Origin of the sequence: Salmonella sp. 741265073_HBA (assembly GCF_046569105.1) — a bacterium.
Lineage (GTDB): Bacteria > Pseudomonadota > Gammaproteobacteria > Enterobacterales > Enterobacteriaceae > Salmonella > Salmonella enterica.
On record NZ_JBKFRY010000014.1, the window covers coordinates 37,688 to 53,911 of the forward strand.

Here is a 16,224-nt window from a genome sequence, read left to right on the forward strand (position 1 = left end):
CGCACTATCTGATAAAAATGTTTTCGATGAGTGTTACCAGGGATAGATCTGCGCCAGCAGTTCCCAGGCGAGGAGAAAGAGTGAAATCGAACAAGCAGGTTACTGCCGCTACGATGAAGGATGTTGCGTTGAAGGCGAAAGTCTCTACGGCAACCGTATCCCGCGCGTTAATGAACCCCGATAAAGTCTCCCAGTCGACCCGTAGCCGGGTTGAACAGGCCGCGCTTGAAGTGGGTTATTTCCCGCAGTCGATGGGGCGAAATGTAAAACGCAATGAATCCCGTACGATTCTGGTGATTGTCCCGGATATTTGCGATCCCTTCTTCAGTGAAATTATCCGCGGTATCGAAGTGACCGCGGCAGAACAGGGGTATCTGGTGCTGATTGGCGATTGCGCCCATCAAAACCAGAAAGAAAAAACCTTTCTTAATCTCATCATCACCAAACAGATCGACGGCATGGTACTTCTCAGTTCCCGACTGCCCTTTGACGCCAGCGTTGAGGAGCAGCGCAATTTGCCTCCGATGGTGATGTCGAATGAGTTTGCGCCGGAGCTTGAACTGCCGACGGTACATATCGATAACCTGACCGCCGCGTTCAATGCCATGAACTACCTGTTGGATTTGGGCCACAAGCGGATTGGCTGTATTGCGGGGCCGGAAGATATGCCGCTCTGTCACTATCGCTTACAAGGTTACGTACAGGCATTAAGACGCAGTGGCATTGTGGTCGATCCGCATTACATCGCCCGTGGCGACTTTACCTACGAAGCCGGGGCAAACGCATTAAAGCAGTTGCTTGAGCAACCGTTGCCGCCTACCGCCGTCTTTTGTCATAGCGACGTAATGGCGCTGGGCGCCCTCTCCTGGGCCAAGCGCCAGGGTCTGAAAGTGCCTGACGATCTGTCGATTATCGGCTTTGACAATATCGCGCTAGCCGAGTTTTGCGACCCTCCGTTGACAACCGTGGCGCAGCCGCGTTTTGACATTGGTCGCGAGGCGATGCTGCTGTTGCTCGATCAGATGCAGGGGCAAAATGTGAGCAGCGGCTCGCGTTTAATGGATTGCGAGCTGATTATTCGCGGTTCTACGCGCGCTTTACCCTAAAGTAAATAGCTTTAAGACTCACCTGTCTGGTCAAAGGCCCGCCGCTTCAGTAACATGACGGGCTGACGAACGAATAAATACAGCGAAACGATAGTGGCACAACGAGATTATGTACGTCGCGGCCAACCGGCTCCTTCGCGGCGCAAAAAGAGCACCTCACGGAACTCACGGAAGAAGCAAAGCAACATGCCTGCCGTCTCGCCGGCAATGGTCGCGATTGCGGCAGCCGTCCTTGTGACCTTTATCGGCGGTCTGTACTTCATTACTCACCATAAGAAAGAAGAGTCCGAAACGCTACAAAACCAGAAAGTCACCGGCAATGGGCTTCCGCCAAAACCGGAAGAGCGCTGGCGTTACATCAAAGAGCTGGAAAGTCGCCAGCCGGGCGTGCGTACGCCAACGGAACCGTCCGCCGGCGGTGAAGTCATGAATCCGAATCAGCTCACCAGCGAGCAGCGTCAACTCCTGGAACAGATGCAGGCGGATATGCGTCAGCAGCCGACGCAGCTTAACGAAGTGCCGTGGAACGAGCAGACGCCAGAACAACGCCAGCAAACGCTACAGCGCCAGCGTCAGGCGCAGCAGCAGCAGCAGCAGCAGCAGTGGGCTCAAACGCAGCCTGTTCAGCAACCACGTACGCAGCCGCGGGTAAACGAACAGTCGCAAACGCGCACGGTACAGTCCGCCCCGGCGCAACCCGCGCGCCAAAGTCAGCCGCCGAAGCAGACGGCCTCGCAGCAACCTTATCAGGATTTGCTGCAAACGCCGGCGCATACCAGCGCGGCAGCGCCGAAAGCCGCACCAATTACGCGCGCGCCTGAAGCGCCGAAGGCGACAGCAGAGAAAAAAGATGAGCGTCGCTGGATGGTGCAATGTGGTTCATTCAAAGGCGCCGAGCAGGCAGAAAGCGTCCGCGCTCAGCTGGCGTTTGAAGGCTTTGACTCCAAAATTACCACCAATAACGGCTGGAATCGCGTGGTTATCGGGCCGGTGAAAGGTAAAGAAAATGCCGACAGCACCATTAACCGTCTGAAGATGGCGGGCCATACAAACTGCATTCGACTCGCCACCGGGGGTTGAAACCCTCAAAATCTCCCCCATCTATACTTGCATTATGCCCCGTACGCCGTACGGGGCCGCAATTCAGCATTAGTAACCAAGGGGTCTGCTCGTGACAACAATAGTAAGCGTACGCCGTAACGGCCACGTGGTAATCGCCGGTGATGGTCAGGCCACACTGGGTAACACAGTAATGAAAGGCAACGTGAAGAAAGTCCGCCGCCTCTACAACGACAAGGTCATTGCGGGCTTTGCGGGCGGTACTGCGGATGCATTCACGCTGTTCGAGCTGTTTGAACGTAAACTGGAAATGCATCAGGGGCACCTGGTCAAAGCCGCCGTTGAACTGGCGAAAGACTGGCGTACCGACCGTATGCTACGCAAACTGGAAGCGTTGCTGGCCGTCGCGGATGAAACCGCCTCGCTCATCATCACGGGTAACGGCGATGTCGTGCAACCTGAAAACGATTTAATTGCTATCGGCTCCGGCGGTCCTTATGCCCAGGCTGCCGCTCGCGCTCTGTTAGAAAATACCGAGCTCGGCGCGCGCGAAATTGCTGAAAAGGCGTTGGATATTGCAGGCGATATCTGCATTTACACCAACCATTTCCACACCATTGAAGAATTGACCGCCAAAGCGTAAGGACCTCTCATGTCTGAAATGACCCCACGCGAAATTGTCAGCGAACTGAACAAACACATTATCGGCCAGGATAACGCTAAGCGTTCCGTGGCGATTGCATTGCGTAACCGCTGGCGTCGTATGCAGCTTGATGAAGAGCTGCGCCACGAAGTAACGCCGAAAAATATTCTGATGATTGGCCCGACCGGCGTCGGTAAAACCGAAATCGCCCGTCGTCTGGCAAAACTCGCCAACGCGCCGTTCATTAAAGTCGAAGCCACCAAATTCACCGAAGTGGGCTATGTCGGGAAAGAAGTGGACTCTATCATCCGCGATCTGACCGATGCCGCTGTGAAAATGGTTCGCGTACAGGCTATCGAGAAAAACCGCTATCGTGCGGAAGAGTTGGCGGAAGAACGTATTCTCGACGTACTGATCCCACCCGCAAAAAATAACTGGGGCCAGGCCGAACAGCAGCAGGAGCCTTCTGCCGCCCGTCAAACGTTCCGCAAAAAACTGCGCGAAGGCCAGCTCGACGATAAAGAGATCGAGATTAACCTCGCCGCCGCGCCGATGGGCGTAGAGATTATGGCGCCTCCGGGCATGGAAGAAATGACCAGCCAGTTGCAGTCTATGTTCCAGAACCTGGGCGGTCAGAAACAGAAACCGCGTAAGCTGAAAATTAAAGACGCGATGAAACTGTTGGTTGAAGAAGAAGCTGCTAAGCTGGTCAACCCGGAAGAGCTGAAACAGGACGCTATCGACGCGGTTGAACAGCACGGCATCGTGTTTATCGATGAAATTGACAAAATTTGTAAGCGTGGCGAAACCTCCGGCCCGGATGTTTCACGCGAAGGCGTACAGCGCGACTTACTGCCGCTGGTAGAAGGCTGCACGGTTTCAACCAAACACGGGATGGTCAAAACGGATCATATTCTGTTTATCGCCTCTGGCGCGTTCCAGGTGGCGAAGCCGTCTGATCTGATCCCGGAACTGCAGGGCCGTCTGCCGATTCGCGTTGAACTTCAGGCGCTGACCACCAGCGATTTCGAACGCATTTTGACCGAGCCAAACGCCTCCGTCACCGTGCAGTATAAAGCGCTGATGGCAACTGAAGGCGTCAATATCGAGTTCACCGATTCCGGTATTAAACGTATTGCCGAAGCCGCCTGGCAGGTTAACGAAACCACCGAAAACATCGGCGCGCGCCGTCTGCATACCGTACTGGAGCGTCTGATGGAAGAGATTTCCTATAACGCCAGCGATCTGCACGGCCAAAACATCACAATTGATGCGGAATATGTGAGCAAACATCTGGATGCGCTGGTCGCAGATGAAGATCTAAGCCGTTTTATCTTATAATCGCGTCCAATGCATTTTCATCACTGTTGATGGGGCTGAAAAGCCCCATTTTTATTGGCGCTAAATATGACTGAACAACAACAAATTAGCCGCACCCAGGCCTGGCTGGAAAGCTTACGACCCAAAACCTTACCCCTCGCCTTTGCGGCGATTATCGTCGGTACGGCCCTGGCATGGTGGCAAGGCTATTTCGATCCTCTGGTCGCACTGCTGGCCCTTATCACCGCCGGGCTGCTGCAAATTTTATCCAACCTCGCCAACGATTACGGCGACGCTGTCAAAGGCAGTGATAAACCGGATCGCATCGGGCCGCTGCGGGGGATGCAAAAAGGCGTCATCACCCGGCAGGAGATGAAGCGGGCGTTAATCATTACCGTCGTGCTGATCTGTATCTCCGGACTGGCGCTGGTGGCGGTCGCGTGCCATACGTTAACCGATTTTGTCGGCTTCCTGATTTTGGGCGGGCTGTCGATTATCGCCGCCATCACCTACACCGTGGGTAATCGGCCCTACGGCTATATCGGGCTGGGTGATATCTCTGTTCTGGTATTCTTTGGCTGGCTAAGTGTCATGGGGAGCTGGTATCTCCAGGCGCATACGTTGATTCCGGCGCTAATTCTCCCGGCCACCGCCTGCGGTTTACTGGCGACGGCGGTGCTGAATATTAATAATCTGCGCGATATTAATAGCGACAGAGAGAACGGCAAAAACACCCTTGTGGTACGACTCGGCGATGTCAACGCGCGTCGTTATCACGCCTGTCTGTTGCTAGGCGCGCTGCTCTGTCTGGCGCTGTTTAATCTGCTCTCGCTACACAGTCCGTGGGGATGGTTGTTTATTCTGGCCGCGCCATTGCTCATTAAACAAGCGCGCTACGTAATGCGCGAAAGGGAGCCTGCGGCAATGCGCCCGATGCTTGAACGTACCGTTAAAGGCGCGTTGTTAACCAACCTGTTATTTGTGATTGGGATACTCTTAAGTCAGTGGGCCGTTTAACTGACAAATATCAATTAACAATTGATGATTTTGCCAACAGTATACTTAGCGCGATATACTAAAAATTCTCGCAGCAACTGAACGTTAAGCCTATGAAATACGATACTTCCGAGCTTTGTGACATCTATCAGGAAGATGTCAACGTCGTGGAACCGCTGTTCTCCAATTTTGGAGGACGGTCGTCGTTTGGCGGACAAATCATCACGGTAAAATGTTTCGAGGACAACGGGTTGCTGTACGATCTGCTCGAACAAAATGGCCGTGGTCGGGTTCTGCTGGTCGATGGCGGCGGTTCTGTCCGTCGTGCATTAGTCGATGCGGAGCTGGCGCGTCTGGCTACGCAAAATGAATGGGAAGGGCTGGTTATCTATGGCGCGGTGCGTCAGGTGGACGATCTGGAAGAGCTGGATATCGGCATTCAGGCGATCGCCGCCATTCCGGTTGGCGCCGCAGGTGAAGGCATTGGGGAAAGCGATGTGCGCGTCAATTTCGGCGGCGTGACGTTCTTCTCCGGCGATCATCTCTATGCCGACAACACCGGGATTATCCTTTCCGAAGACCCGCTTGATATCGAGTGATCAAAAAAGGCGCCGTAAGGCGCCTTTTTTATGCGTTGTCGCTGATTGCCGGATGGCAGCTTACGCCTTATCCGACCCACCGGTATCCGCATTCTAAACCCTCTATAGATTTCGCGTCAGGGCAAGGCGGCAAGTAAGTGAATCCCCAGGAGCATAGGCCACTATGTGACTGGGGTGAACGCACGCAGCCAACGCCGCCATAACGTGAAATATGACGAGGATTAGACTTCTTCCATACGACCAAGCAGCGCCTGCAAACGTTCCTGCCAGCCGCTCTGCTGTTCCTTCAGAGAATTATTTTCACGCTCGAGTTCTTCACGCTGATGCTGTGCAGACTGCACTTCCTGCGTCAGGCTGTTGTTCTTTTCTTTCAGCTCTTCAATTTCCATCTGTAACAGGGTGATGGTGTCAATCGCCTGCTGTACTTTTGCTTCCAGTTTCTCAAACACTTCTAAAGACATGATCTTACCTCTCCTGAATTGCAAGGCGACGCTTCACGTAAACGCGCACAATATATAGTGTCGATTGTATGAAGCCCCGCTCTCGCTGTCCAGCGACATACCGCGTAGATCGCGGTTTGCAGCAATTTTCATCCATCTCCTGGTAACATTCATTCAATAACTTAAAAGTGTTAACATATTGGTTAATGAAATGATTCAATTCACTCTCTTCTGCTGTCTCAAAATGCGCCTCATGGCGCGATAACGCTCATTTTATTGACGCAGTACACACATTTTGATTTCGATATTTCTCGTTTTTGCTCGTTAACGATAAATTAACAGTGTGCCTACAGGGCATCGTGGATGTCCATGACCTCCTCGCATACCAATAATCATTACATACTCTTCAGGATCCGATTATGAGTCAAACATCAACCTTAAAAGGCCAGTGCATTGCTGAATTCCTCGGTACCGGGTTGTTGATTTTTTTCGGTGTGGGTTGTGTCGCTGCGCTTAAAGTTGCCGGAGCTACTTTTGGACAGTGGGAAATCAGCGTCATCTGGGGTCTGGGGGTAGCGATGGCTATCTACCTGACGGCAGGTGTTTCTGGCGCACACCTGAACCCGGCAGTGACCATCGCACTCTGGCTATTTGCCTGTTTCGACAAACGTAAAGTTGTTCCTTTTATTATTTCTCAAGTTGCCGGCGCCTTTTGCGCAGCGGCGTTAGTTTACGGGCTTTATTACAATCTTTTTGTGGACTTCGAACAAACCCACCATATCGTCCGTGGCAGCGTTGAAAGTCTCGATCTCGCAGGCATTTTCTCAACTTACCCGAATCCTCATATCAATTTTGTGCAGGCCTTCGCGGTTGAAATGGTGATTACCGCTATTCTGATGGGGCTGATTCTGGCGCTGACCGACGACGGCAACGGCGTACCTCGCGGTCCGCTTGCGCCACTGCTCATTGGTTTACTGATCGCCGTTATCGGTGCCTCTATGGGGCCGTTGACCGGGTTTGCGATGAATCCGGCGCGTGACTTTGGCCCCAAAATGTTTGCCGGGCTTGCCGGCTGGGGTGAAATTGCGTTTACCGGCGGTAGAGACATTCCTTACTTCCTGGTGCCGCTGTTTGGCCCCATCGTCGGCGCCATTCTGGGCGCGTTTGCTTATCGCAAATTTATTGGCCGTCATTTGCCGTGCGATACCTGCGTCGTGGAAGAGAAGGACTCCACCGCGACCACACAACAAAATGCTTCGCTGTAATCTGATTACGGGACAAAATTATGACTGAAAAAAAATATATCGTTGCGCTCGACCAGGGTACCACCAGCTCCCGCGCGGTCGTTATGGATCATGACGCGAATATCGTCAGCGTATCACAGCGTGAATTTGAGCAAATTTATCCTAAGCCAGGCTGGGTAGAACACGACCCGATGGAAATTTGGGCGTCCCAAAGCTCAACGCTGGTAGAAGTGCTGGCTAAGGCCGATATCAGTTCCGATCAGATTGCCGCTATCGGTATCACCAACCAACGTGAAACCGCGATCGTCTGGGAACGTGAAACCGGCAAACCGATATACAACGCTATTGTCTGGCAGTGCCGTCGTACCGCCGATATTTGCGAACAGCTTAAACGCGACGGCCTGGAAGATTACATCCGCGACAATACCGGTCTGGTCGTCGATCCGTACTTCTCTGGCACTAAAGTGAAATGGATCCTTGACCATGTGGAAGGTTCGCGCGAACGCGCGAAGCGTGGCGAGCTGCTGTTCGGTACGGTGGATACCTGGCTTATCTGGAAGATGACGCAGGGCCGCGTCCACGTTACGGATTACACCAACGCCTCACGAACCATGCTGTTCAACATCCATGATTTGGACTGGGACGATAAGATGCTGGACGTGCTGGATATCCCACGCGCGATGCTGCCCCAGGTACGTAAGTCCTCCGAAGTCTACGGCCAGACCAATATTGGTGGTAAAGGCGGTACACGTATTCCTATCGCCGGGATTGCCGGGGATCAGCAGGCCGCGCTATTCGGCCAACTGTGCGTAAAGGAAGGAATGGCAAAGAATACCTACGGCACCGGCTGCTTTATGCTGATGAACACCGGCGAGAAAGCGGTAAAATCGGAAAACGGCCTGCTGACCACCATCGCCTGCGGCCCAAGCGGCGAAGTCAACTATGCGCTGGAAGGCGCGGTGTTTATGGCGGGAGCGTCCATTCAATGGCTGCGTGATGAAATGAAGCTCATCAGCGACGCGTTCGACTCCGAATATTTCGCCACGAAAGTGAAAGATACCAACGGTGTCTACGTGGTTCCAGCCTTCACCGGTCTGGGCGCGCCGTACTGGGATCCGTATGCCCGCGGCGCCATTTTTGGCCTGACCCGCGGCGTGAACTCTAATCACATTATCCGCGCGACGCTCGAATCCATCGCTTACCAGACCCGCGACGTACTGGAAGCGATGCAGGCCGACTCCGGTATCCGCCTGCACGCTCTGCGTGTGGACGGCGGCGCAGTGGCCAACAACTTCCTGATGCAGTTCCAGTCAGATATTCTCGGCACGCGGGTGGAACGCCCGGAAGTGCGCGAAGTGACCGCGCTGGGCGCCGCCTATCTGGCTGGTCTGGCCGTCGGTTACTGGCAGAACCTGGACGAGCTGCAGGAAAAAGCCGTCATTGAGCGAGAATTCCGCCCCGGCATTGAAACCACCGAGCGTAACTACCGTTACAGCGGCTGGAAGAAAGCGGTTAAACGCGCAATGGCGTGGGAAGAGCACGACAAGTAAGGTCGCCATCCGGCAAAATCTTTGTGCGGGGGCAACTCCGCACACACATCAATTATTCCCTCCTTCCCCTGTGCTACACTGCGCGCCACTCCTTTTTGCTACGAGTTTTTTATGAGACGAGAACTTGCCATCGAATTTTCCCGTGTGACCGAAGCGGCGGCGCTGGCTGGCTACAAATGGCTGGGACGCGGCGATAAAAATACCGCGGACGGCGCGGCGGTTAACGCCATGCGTATCATGCTCAACCAGGTCAACATTGACGGCACCATCGTGATTGGCGAAGGCGAAATCGACGAAGCCCCGATGCTCTATATCGGCGAGAAAGTCGGTACCGGCCACGGCGATGCGGTAGATATCGCCGTCGATCCGATTGAGGGCACGCGCATGACGGCGATGGGTCAGGCGAACGCGCTGGCGGTGCTGGCGGTCGGCGATAAAGGCTGTTTCCTGAATGCGCCCGATATGTATATGGAAAAACTGATTGTCGGTCCGGGCGCCAAAGGGGCGATCGATCTCAATCTGCCGCTGGCGGATAATTTGCACAACATCGCGGATGCGCTGGGTAAACCGCTTGGCGATCTGACCGTGACCATTCTGGCAAAACCGCGTCATGACGAGGTCATCGCAGAGATGGCCAAACTGGGCGTACGCGTGTTTGCCATTCCTGACGGCGACGTCGCGGCCTCAATTCTGACCTGTATGCCGGATAGCGAAGTCGACGTGCTGTACGGGATTGGCGGCGCGCCAGAAGGCGTGGTATCCGCAGCGGTGATCCGCGCGCTGGACGGCGATATGCAGGGGCGTCTGCTGGCGCGCCATGACGTGAAAGGCGACAGCGAAGAAAACCGCCGCATTGGCGAACAGGAACTGGCGCGCTGCAAAGCAATGGGCATTGAAGCGGGCAAGGCGTTATGCCTGGGCGACATGGCGCGTAGCGATAACGTTATTTTCTCCGCGACCGGCATCACGAAAGGCGATCTGCTGGAAGGAATTAGCCGGAAAGGCCATATTGCCACGACGGAAACACTGCTGATCCGTGGCAAATCACGCACTATCCGCCGCATTCAGTCGATCCACTATCTTGATCGTAAAGATCCGGATGTACAGGCACATATCCTCTAGCGCATTTGTTAGTTAGAGCCTTCCAGCCTCGCGGGGCTGGAAATCTTTCTCCTGACGAACGAAGATAAGGTTAGCGATTCAGAACAGGAGAAAACCATGGCCGATTGGGTAACAGGTAAAGTCACTAAGGTGCAAAACTGGACTGACGCACTGTTCAGCCTGACCGTTCACGCCCCCATTAATCCTTTTACTGCAGGCCAATTTACCAAACTCGGACTGGAGATCGATGGCGAGCGCGTTCAGCGCGCGTATTCCTATGTGAATGCGCCTGACAATCCGAATTTAGAGTTTTATCTGGTGACGGTTCCGCAAGGAAAGCTCAGCCCACGGCTGGCGGCGCTAAAACCTGGCGATGAGGTACAAGTGGTCAGCGACGCGTCGGGTTTCTTTGTACTGGATGAAGTGCCTGACTGCGAGACGCTATGGATGCTGGCGACCGGAACCGCTATTGGCCCGTATTTGTCTATTCTGCAATATGGCCAGGATGTCGCGCGCTTTAAAAATCTGGTCTTGGTCCACGCCGCACGCTTCGCCGCCGATTTAAGCTATCTGCCGCTAATGCTGGAACTACAACAGCGTTATGAAGGCAAGCTGCGCATCCAAACGGTGGTCAGCCGGGAGAGCGTGCCAGGCTCGCTTACCGGACGCGTGCCAGCGCTCATTGAAAACGGCGAGCTGGAAAAAGCCGTTGGATTACCGATGGATAAAGAGACCAGCCACGTTATGCTGTGCGGGAACCCGCAGATGGTGCGCGATACGCAGCAACTGCTGAAAGAGACCCGACAGATGACTAAACATCTGCGCCGCCGACCGGGGCATATGACAGCTGAACATTACTGGTGATGTTTTACCGAATGGCGGCTGGGGCTTATCCGGCCTCCTGCAAATCATCACCAATCTGTGGGCCCGGTAAGCGTCAGCGCCACCGGGCAAATTACGGTTTACCGCCCGTTTACGGTTCTGCTTTAAACTTCACGTCCTGTGTCGCTTTCCCAAACTTATTTTCCCCCTGAACACCGACAAACGCGCCCAGATCGATAAGCATCATCACCAGGATCAGCGTCGGAATAAATCGCCCGACGACCCACTGCCACATCCCCGGCAGCATCACCCAGTTTCCGGCCAGCAGCATCCACGCCAGAATCATTAGCAACGCCCACGCGCCGGAACGCCCCCGGTCATGCAGACGTTTGACCATGACGGCGGCGGTCGGCCACAGCAGGCACACCAGGCAAAATGCCGCCGTTTGGATATCAAGCAGGTTTTTCCCCGCCAGCGAAAATAGCGCCAGCATCCCGGCAAACCAGAGGCCGATCCAAATCCAGAAATCACGGCGTCCGATACGCCCTTTAAATGAGAATAACCATTGCTGTATGGTCATGTAAGTTCCTTATATTTTGCCTTCCGCTACAGTTTACCCTTTTGACAAGCCCGACAGTTATCGTTTTAATCGTGAGCAGTCCTAACGAAAGGTAAGATTGATGAAGCCAGGATGTACTCTGTTTCTACTGTTGTTTTCTGCTCTCACCGCCAGCATAACGGCGCACGCGCAGCTCTCTTCATCGACCACGACAGCGCCCTATCTGCTGGCGGGCTCGCCAACCTTTGATCTTTCTATTAGCCAGTTTCGTGAGAACTTTAACCGCCAGAATCCCGATCTGCCGCTCAATGAATTTCGCGCCATTGAGAATAGCCGCGATAAGGCGAATCTGACCCGCGCCGCCAGTAAGATTAACGAAAATCTGTATGCCTCCACGGCGTTGGAGCGCGGTACGCTCAAAGTGAAAAGTATGCAGATTACCTGGCTGCCCATTCAGGGGCCGGAACAGAAAGCGGCGAAAGCGAAAGCGCTGGAATATATGGCCGCCATTATTCGTACTGTCGCCCCGTTGCTGACAAAAGAGCAAAGCCAGAAAAAACTGCAAAAGATGCTTATCGCCGGTAAAGGTAAACACTATTACGCCGAGACCGAAGGCGCGGTACGTTATGTTGTCGCAGATAACGGCGAAAAGGGGCTGACCTTCGCGGTTGAACCGATTAAGCTGGCGTTATCTGAAAATCTGGAAGGGGCGAATTGATGACAAAAAGCAAAGCCTTTCCGGGGATGAATCTCTATACTGTTTCACAGACCATGCTGCTCTGACGAGCGGCCATCTTCCTTAATTCGCTGACTAAGCGTGGAGAAATGAAATGCGACATCCTTTAGTGATGGGTAACTGGAAACTGAACGGCAGCCGCCACATGGTAAACGAACTGGTGGCTAACCTGCGTAAAGAACTGACGGGCGTAGCAGGCTGCGATGTGGCAATCGCTCCGCCGGAAATGTATATCGATCTGGCGAAACGCGCTGCTGCCGGTAGCCACATTATGCTGGGCGCGCAGAACGTTGATCTGAACCTGTCTGGCGCATTCACTGGTGAAACTTCGGCTGAAATGCTGAAGGATATCGGCGCGCAGTACATTATTATCGGCCACTCCGAGCGTCGTACTTATCACAAAGAATCTGACGAGCTGATCGCCAAAAAATTCGCCGTACTGAAAGAACAAGGTCTGACGCCGGTACTGTGCATCGGTGAAACCGAAGCGGAAAACGAAGCGGGCAAAACAGAAGAAGTATGCGCACGCCAGATCGACGCGGTACTGAAAACGCAGGGCGCGGCAGCCTTTGAAGGCGCGGTTATCGCTTACGAACCCGTATGGGCGATCGGTACCGGTAAATCTGCAACGCCTGCGCAGGCTCAGGCAGTGCACAAATTCATCCGTGACCACATTGCTAAAGCTGACGCGAAAATCGCTGAACAGGTCATTATCCAGTACGGCGGTTCTGTTAATGCCTCCAACGCAGCCGAACTGTTCGCGCAGCCGGACATCGACGGCGCACTGGTAGGCGGCGCTTCTCTGAAAGCTGACGCCTTCGCGGTGATCGTGAAAGCAGCAGAAGCGGCTAAGCAAGCTTAATTGCCAATCAATGTCTGATGGCGCTGCGCTTATCAGGCCTACCAGCCGAGTGCTTATGTAGGCCTGATAAGGTAAAGCCGCCATCCGGCATTTATGCTGTGGAGGGTAAGAAAGTAGTATCCCCGGCAACCTTAAACATCGCCCTCCAGCTCCGCGTATTCTCAACCAGCCGATCATCACGAAATAACGCACTACCAGAAACAACACGATCGATGCCCTGTGCAATCAGCGAAGGCAATTGATCCTGCGTTAACGACCCATCAATAACGATAATTTTACCTTCGCGTTTATCACCAAGTAGACAGAGAAGCTGCGCCACACGCTCGTGCAAATCACTGAAGCGCATTTTACTGCCGTATCCAGGGTTTACTGCCAGTAGTTGAATAACCTCAACGTCGCTCAGAATGGGGATAATGACATCCAGAGGCGTTGCCGGGCATAAACTAATCCCCCGGATCACCGGCATTTCACCGCCGATAACGGGCACGGTCTGCTGACTAAGCCAACTTAACGTATGATGCAGATGAATATCGCCTTCAGCCTGAAGCGTGATGCAGTGTGCGCCCGCCTTCACGCAGGCTTGCGCCGCCGTCCATTGATCCGCTACCATCAAATGAACATCTTTGATAAAGGTTTGCGGCAGTTGCCCAACTGCCCATGGCCCAACGGTAAACTGCGGGCAAAATTGACCATCCATCAAATCCAAATGCAACAGCGGCTGGTTTAGCGCTTCCAACTGTTGCAGATAGCGATGCAACGCAATCCACTGCCCTGCCAGAATACCCACACTAAGCGGATATGACGCTAACAATGCCACACATGCTTCGCGCGTTAATCCGGCAAACTGGCTGTTCATGAGCGCTCCTTAAGGCATCAAACCCATAAAAACTTTTTTTGTCCGCGGACCGGTCATCAACGGTTCAAGCTGCTCCACGCAAGTTTTGTAGTGTGGCGTTGTCTTGTGAAAAGCGACGGCCTGTTCATCAACGTAGGCTTCATAAATATAAAATCGCGTAGGCACCTGCGGATCCTGCAGAACATCAAAACGCAAGTTACCCGGCTCTTTAATTGAGCCCAGATGATTCTGCCGAAAAACATCGATAAATTGTTCAACCTTGTCATCATGAACGTTAATTTCAACCAGCGTAACGTGCATCATTAACCCCCTGATTATTCAAAATAAAATAACAGTCATCCCCATCTCCTCGCATCGGTAAAAGATGGGGAAGCGATCTCATTTAACCTTTCTCACTCAAAAACAGCTCATAAGCACGCTCTGCTGTTTCGTTATGATGAACGACAGCATGTACCGCTTTAATCATGGCTACCGGATCTTCTGACTGGAATATATTACGCCCCATATCTACGCCAGAAGCCCCCTGGTCAATCGCCTGATAGCACATTTCCAATGCTTCACGTTCAGGCAGTTTTTTACCGCCGGCGATGACAATCGGCACCGGACAACCTGCCGCAATACGCTCAAAACCTTTATCGACATAATACGTTTTGATAATTTGCGCCCCCATTTCCGCAGCGATACGCGTTGCCAGTGAAAAATAACGCTGGTCGCGAGCCATATCTTTACCCACCCCGGTCACTGCCATTATTGGCATCCCGACGCGTAACCCGGCATCAATCAGTTGAATAATATTTTTAATCGACTGATGTTCATGCTCACTACCAATATAAACCTGTGCGGCAGCAGCACAGCTATTCAACCGCACAGCGTCATCCATCGCCACCGCAACCGCCTCATTGCTTAATTCAGTGAGAATAGAATTCGCCCCGGACGCGCGTAAAACGACTGGTTTATTAATTGCCGGAGGTACCACACTGCGTAATATGCCGCGAGTACACATTAAGACATCAGCATATTCAAAGAGCGGCGCAATATTGATATCAATACGCTCAAGTCCGGTTGTCGGCCCCTGGAAATATCCATGGTCAAAGGCCAGCATGACCGTTTTTCTGGTCTTGGGATTAAAAATCCTCGCCAGTCTGGACTGCATTCCCCAATCCAGCGCGCCACAGCCTTTTAATGCGAACAAAGTGTTAGTTTGTGGTTTATCGGTGTGAAAATCTTTGCCATCTTTAATATCATCTAAATCAGCCATTCTTTACTCCGTCGATACATAACAGTTATCAGAAATCATATTTGTCGATATTGTCTTTGTTGAAAATGACACGCTCCGGCAATAACACAATGCCGTTACCTTTTGCCTCATAGTGATATCCCTGCTCACTATTAGGTGAAACGGTGACTTTGCCGATGCCGGGAATATCCAGTGAATCACCGACATTCATTGGCATATTTTTCAGCAACGCGTTGGCGACATATACGGAAATTTTTCCCTGTTGGACGACATCCCACAGGCCAAACTCTTTAACAGTGCCGCGCTGAACATAAGGGCGCATTACATTCGGCGTACTAAAACCAACAATCGCGAGATTATTGCGTTTAAGGTTCTCCGCCGCCTGTGCCGCAGCAGGTAAAGCGTTAGCGTCAGGCGCGATGATGGCATCCAGATCGGGATACGCTTTGATGATACCTTCCGCCGTCTGGAGCGATTTCGTGGCATCGTTATAGCCAAACTGGGTAGTGACTATCTCCCACCCCGGATGTTCCTGGCTAATTTTGGCTTTAGCTTCTTTCACCCACTGGTTCTGGTCGGTCACCGTTGGGCTGGAATAGAAGAAAGCGACTTTCGCTTTCTCTTTGTCCACCTGATGAGCGGCCATCTCTACCAGCATGCTGCCGAGCTGTTTTGGCGTCCCTTGATTGATATAGTAAGAGCGGCACTCCGGCTTGGTATCGGAATCCCAGGTTAATATTTTCACGCCTCTTTGCATTGCCCGCTTCAACGCCGGGCACAGGCCATCAGGCGAAACGGCAGAAACGATAATGGCGTCATACCCCTGATTGACAAAGTTATTCACCAGTTGAACCTGGCCTGAGACGCTGGGCTCTGTAGGGCCATCGTAAGTTACGTCAATGCCCAGCGCTTTTCCCGCTTCCTGCGCGCCATTGCCGCCGCTGGTAAAAAAGCCCACGCCAACCAGTTTGGGAATAAAAGCAATCCGCTCTGCCGCCTGCACGGTCATTGCCGCAGATGCCAGACCAAACGCAGTGAGTAAGGCGATCATTTTAATGCTGTGTCTTGCCATTTTTTTCTCCATAAATTTCAAA

Annotated in this window: 18 protein-coding genes; 12 read left to right on the forward strand and 6 right to left on the reverse strand. The window is 53.0% G+C overall.

The features are described from left to right. Window positions 1-80: 80 nt before the first annotated feature. The 6 genes from cytR (at window position 81) to rraA (ending at window position 5,723) form a co-directional block, all read left to right on the forward strand. Entirely contained in the window at window positions 81-1,106 is a 1,026-nt protein-coding gene (cytR, locus tag ACLD3P_RS17620; RefSeq protein WP_000841339.1) for a DNA-binding transcriptional regulator CytR, read from the forward strand. A gap of 93 nt (window positions 1,107-1,199) precedes the next feature. Further along, window positions 1,200-2,186, forward strand: coding sequence for a cell division protein FtsN (gene ftsN / locus ACLD3P_RS17625; protein WP_000068803.1), 987 nt, complete (start codon window positions 1,200-1,202; stop codon window positions 2,184-2,186). Window positions 2,187-2,277: 91 nt separating this feature from the next. After that, window positions 2,278-2,808: an ATP-dependent protease subunit HslV gene (gene hslV, locus ACLD3P_RS17630; RefSeq protein WP_000208240.1), complete on the forward strand. Its 531-nt coding sequence runs from the start codon at window positions 2,278-2,280 to the stop codon at window positions 2,806-2,808. Window positions 2,809-2,817: 9 nt separating this feature from the next. Then, window positions 2,818-4,149 carry an HslU--HslV peptidase ATPase subunit gene (gene hslU / locus ACLD3P_RS17635; RefSeq protein WP_001293360.1) on the forward strand — a complete coding sequence of 444 codons (1,332 nt, stop codon included), beginning with the start codon at window positions 2,818-2,820 and terminating at the stop codon, window positions 4,147-4,149. A gap of 66 nt (window positions 4,150-4,215) precedes the next feature. Next, window positions 4,216-5,145: a 1,4-dihydroxy-2-naphthoate polyprenyltransferase gene (menA, locus tag ACLD3P_RS17640; RefSeq protein WP_000139639.1), complete on the forward strand. Its 930-nt coding sequence runs from the start codon at window positions 4,216-4,218 to the stop codon at window positions 5,143-5,145. Between the two features lie 92 nt (window positions 5,146-5,237). Then, window positions 5,238-5,723 (forward strand): ribonuclease E activity regulator RraA, encoded by a 486-nt coding sequence (rraA, locus tag ACLD3P_RS17645; protein WP_000872918.1) that lies wholly within the window; start codon window positions 5,238-5,240, stop codon window positions 5,721-5,723. 221 nt (window positions 5,724-5,944) lie between these two features. Here the strand turns inward: rraA and zapB are convergent, their stop codons facing one another. Beyond that, window positions 5,945-6,184 (reverse strand): septal ring assembly protein ZapB, encoded by a 240-nt coding sequence (zapB, locus tag ACLD3P_RS17650; protein ID WP_000051370.1) that lies wholly within the window; start codon window positions 6,182-6,184, stop codon window positions 5,945-5,947. Between the two features lie 398 nt (window positions 6,185-6,582). On the opposite strand from zapB, the gene ACLD3P_RS17655 reads away from it, so the two are divergent. The 4 genes from ACLD3P_RS17655 to fpr all read left to right on the forward strand — a co-directional run bounded on the left by ACLD3P_RS17655 (window position 6,583) and on the right by fpr (window position 10,922). Next, window positions 6,583-7,428 carry an MIP/aquaporin family protein gene (locus ACLD3P_RS17655; RefSeq protein ID WP_000084285.1) on the forward strand — a complete coding sequence of 282 codons (846 nt, stop codon included), beginning with the start codon at window positions 6,583-6,585 and terminating at the stop codon, window positions 7,426-7,428. A gap of 20 nt (window positions 7,429-7,448) precedes the next feature. Continuing rightward, a complete protein-coding gene (glpK, locus tag ACLD3P_RS17660; protein ID WP_000136809.1) occupies window positions 7,449-8,957 on the forward strand; it encodes a glycerol kinase GlpK in 1,509 nt (502 codons plus the stop codon). Window positions 8,958-9,068: 111 nt separating this feature from the next. Then, window positions 9,069-10,079 carry a class II fructose-bisphosphatase gene (glpX, locus tag ACLD3P_RS17665; RefSeq protein ID WP_001250617.1) on the forward strand — a complete coding sequence of 337 codons (1,011 nt, stop codon included), beginning with the start codon at window positions 9,069-9,071 and terminating at the stop codon, window positions 10,077-10,079. A gap of 96 nt (window positions 10,080-10,175) precedes the next feature. Next, on the forward strand, window positions 10,176-10,922 hold the full coding sequence (fpr, locus tag ACLD3P_RS17670) for a ferredoxin--NADP(+) reductase (RefSeq protein WP_000796303.1): 747 nt from the start codon (window positions 10,176-10,178) through the stop codon (window positions 10,920-10,922). 109 nt (window positions 10,923-11,031) lie between these two features. Here the strand turns inward: fpr and ACLD3P_RS17675 are convergent, their stop codons facing one another. Further along, the gene (locus ACLD3P_RS17675; protein WP_000155237.1) at window positions 11,032-11,460 is read right to left on the reverse strand and encodes a DUF805 domain-containing protein; all 429 of its coding nucleotides are present in this window, start codon (window positions 11,458-11,460) and stop codon (window positions 11,032-11,034) included. A 100-nt stretch (window positions 11,461-11,560) separates the two neighbouring features. On the opposite strand from ACLD3P_RS17675, the gene ACLD3P_RS17680 reads away from it, so the two are divergent. Together ACLD3P_RS17680 and tpiA are read left to right on the forward strand one after the other, a co-directional pair. Beyond that, window positions 11,561-12,157 carry a YiiQ family protein gene (locus ACLD3P_RS17680; RefSeq protein WP_000802241.1) on the forward strand — a complete coding sequence of 199 codons (597 nt, stop codon included), beginning with the start codon at window positions 11,561-11,563 and terminating at the stop codon, window positions 12,155-12,157. A 112-nt stretch (window positions 12,158-12,269) separates the two neighbouring features. Then, window positions 12,270-13,037, forward strand: a complete 768-nt coding sequence (gene tpiA / locus ACLD3P_RS17685; RefSeq protein WP_001216339.1) for a triose-phosphate isomerase — start codon at window positions 12,270-12,272, stop codon at window positions 13,035-13,037. A 91-nt stretch (window positions 13,038-13,128) separates the two neighbouring features. Here the strand turns inward: tpiA and ACLD3P_RS17690 are convergent, their stop codons facing one another. The 4 genes from ACLD3P_RS17690 to lsrB all read right to left on the reverse strand — a co-directional run bounded on the left by ACLD3P_RS17690 (window position 13,129) and on the right by lsrB (window position 16,202). Then, the gene (locus ACLD3P_RS17690; RefSeq protein ID WP_411006549.1) at window positions 13,129-13,893 is read right to left on the reverse strand and encodes an epimerase; all 765 of its coding nucleotides are present in this window, start codon (window positions 13,891-13,893) and stop codon (window positions 13,129-13,131) included. 9 nt (window positions 13,894-13,902) lie between these two features. After that, the gene (lsrG, locus tag ACLD3P_RS17695; RefSeq protein WP_001543603.1) at window positions 13,903-14,193 is read right to left on the reverse strand and encodes a (4S)-4-hydroxy-5-phosphonooxypentane-2,3-dione isomerase; all 291 of its coding nucleotides are present in this window, start codon (window positions 14,191-14,193) and stop codon (window positions 13,903-13,905) included. An 82-nt stretch (window positions 14,194-14,275) separates the two neighbouring features. Then, entirely contained in the window at window positions 14,276-15,151 is an 876-nt protein-coding gene (gene lsrF / locus ACLD3P_RS17700) for a 3-hydroxy-5-phosphonooxypentane-2,4-dione thiolase (protein WP_000774146.1), read from the reverse strand. A 28-nt stretch (window positions 15,152-15,179) separates the two neighbouring features. Beyond that, window positions 15,180-16,202, reverse strand: a complete 1,023-nt coding sequence (lsrB, locus tag ACLD3P_RS17705; RefSeq protein WP_000090737.1) for an autoinducer 2 ABC transporter substrate-binding protein LsrB — start codon at window positions 16,200-16,202, stop codon at window positions 15,180-15,182. Window positions 16,203-16,224: the final 22 nt, after the last annotated feature.

What these genes read in the sequence shown, in the direction of transcription:
- hslU (WP_001293360.1), top strand. Translation starts at nt 2,818, where the DNA reads ATGTCTGAAATGACCCCACGCGAAATTGTCAGCGAACTGAACAAACAC.
- ACLD3P_RS17690 (WP_411006549.1), bottom strand. Translation starts at nt 13,893, where the DNA reads ATGAACAGCCAGTTTGCCGGATTAACGCGCGAAGCATGTGTGGCATTG.
- glpX (WP_001250617.1), top strand. Translation starts at nt 9,069, where the DNA reads ATGAGACGAGAACTTGCCATCGAATTTTCCCGTGTGACCGAAGCGGCG.
- ACLD3P_RS17675 (WP_000155237.1), bottom strand. Translation starts at nt 11,460, where the DNA reads ATGACCATACAGCAATGGTTATTCTCATTTAAAGGGCGTATCGGACGC.
- lsrF (WP_000774146.1), bottom strand. Translation starts at nt 15,151, where the DNA reads ATGGCTGATTTAGATGATATTAAAGATGGCAAAGATTTTCACACCGAT.
- lsrB (WP_000090737.1), bottom strand. Translation starts at nt 16,202, where the DNA reads ATGGCAAGACACAGCATTAAAATGATCGCCTTACTCACTGCGTTTGGT.
- ACLD3P_RS17680 (WP_000802241.1), top strand. Translation starts at nt 11,561, where the DNA reads ATGAAGCCAGGATGTACTCTGTTTCTACTGTTGTTTTCTGCTCTCACC.
- menA (WP_000139639.1), top strand. Translation starts at nt 4,216, where the DNA reads ATGACTGAACAACAACAAATTAGCCGCACCCAGGCCTGGCTGGAAAGC.
- tpiA (WP_001216339.1), top strand. Translation starts at nt 12,270, where the DNA reads ATGCGACATCCTTTAGTGATGGGTAACTGGAAACTGAACGGCAGCCGC.
- fpr (WP_000796303.1), top strand. Translation starts at nt 10,176, where the DNA reads ATGGCCGATTGGGTAACAGGTAAAGTCACTAAGGTGCAAAACTGGACT.
- zapB (WP_000051370.1), bottom strand. Translation starts at nt 6,184, where the DNA reads ATGTCTTTAGAAGTGTTTGAGAAACTGGAAGCAAAAGTACAGCAGGCG.
- lsrG (WP_001543603.1), bottom strand. Translation starts at nt 14,193, where the DNA reads ATGCACGTTACGCTGGTTGAAATTAACGTTCATGATGACAAGGTTGAA.
- rraA (WP_000872918.1), top strand. Translation starts at nt 5,238, where the DNA reads ATGAAATACGATACTTCCGAGCTTTGTGACATCTATCAGGAAGATGTC.
- glpK (WP_000136809.1), top strand. Translation starts at nt 7,449, where the DNA reads ATGACTGAAAAAAAATATATCGTTGCGCTCGACCAGGGTACCACCAGC.
- ACLD3P_RS17655 (WP_000084285.1), top strand. Translation starts at nt 6,583, where the DNA reads ATGAGTCAAACATCAACCTTAAAAGGCCAGTGCATTGCTGAATTCCTC.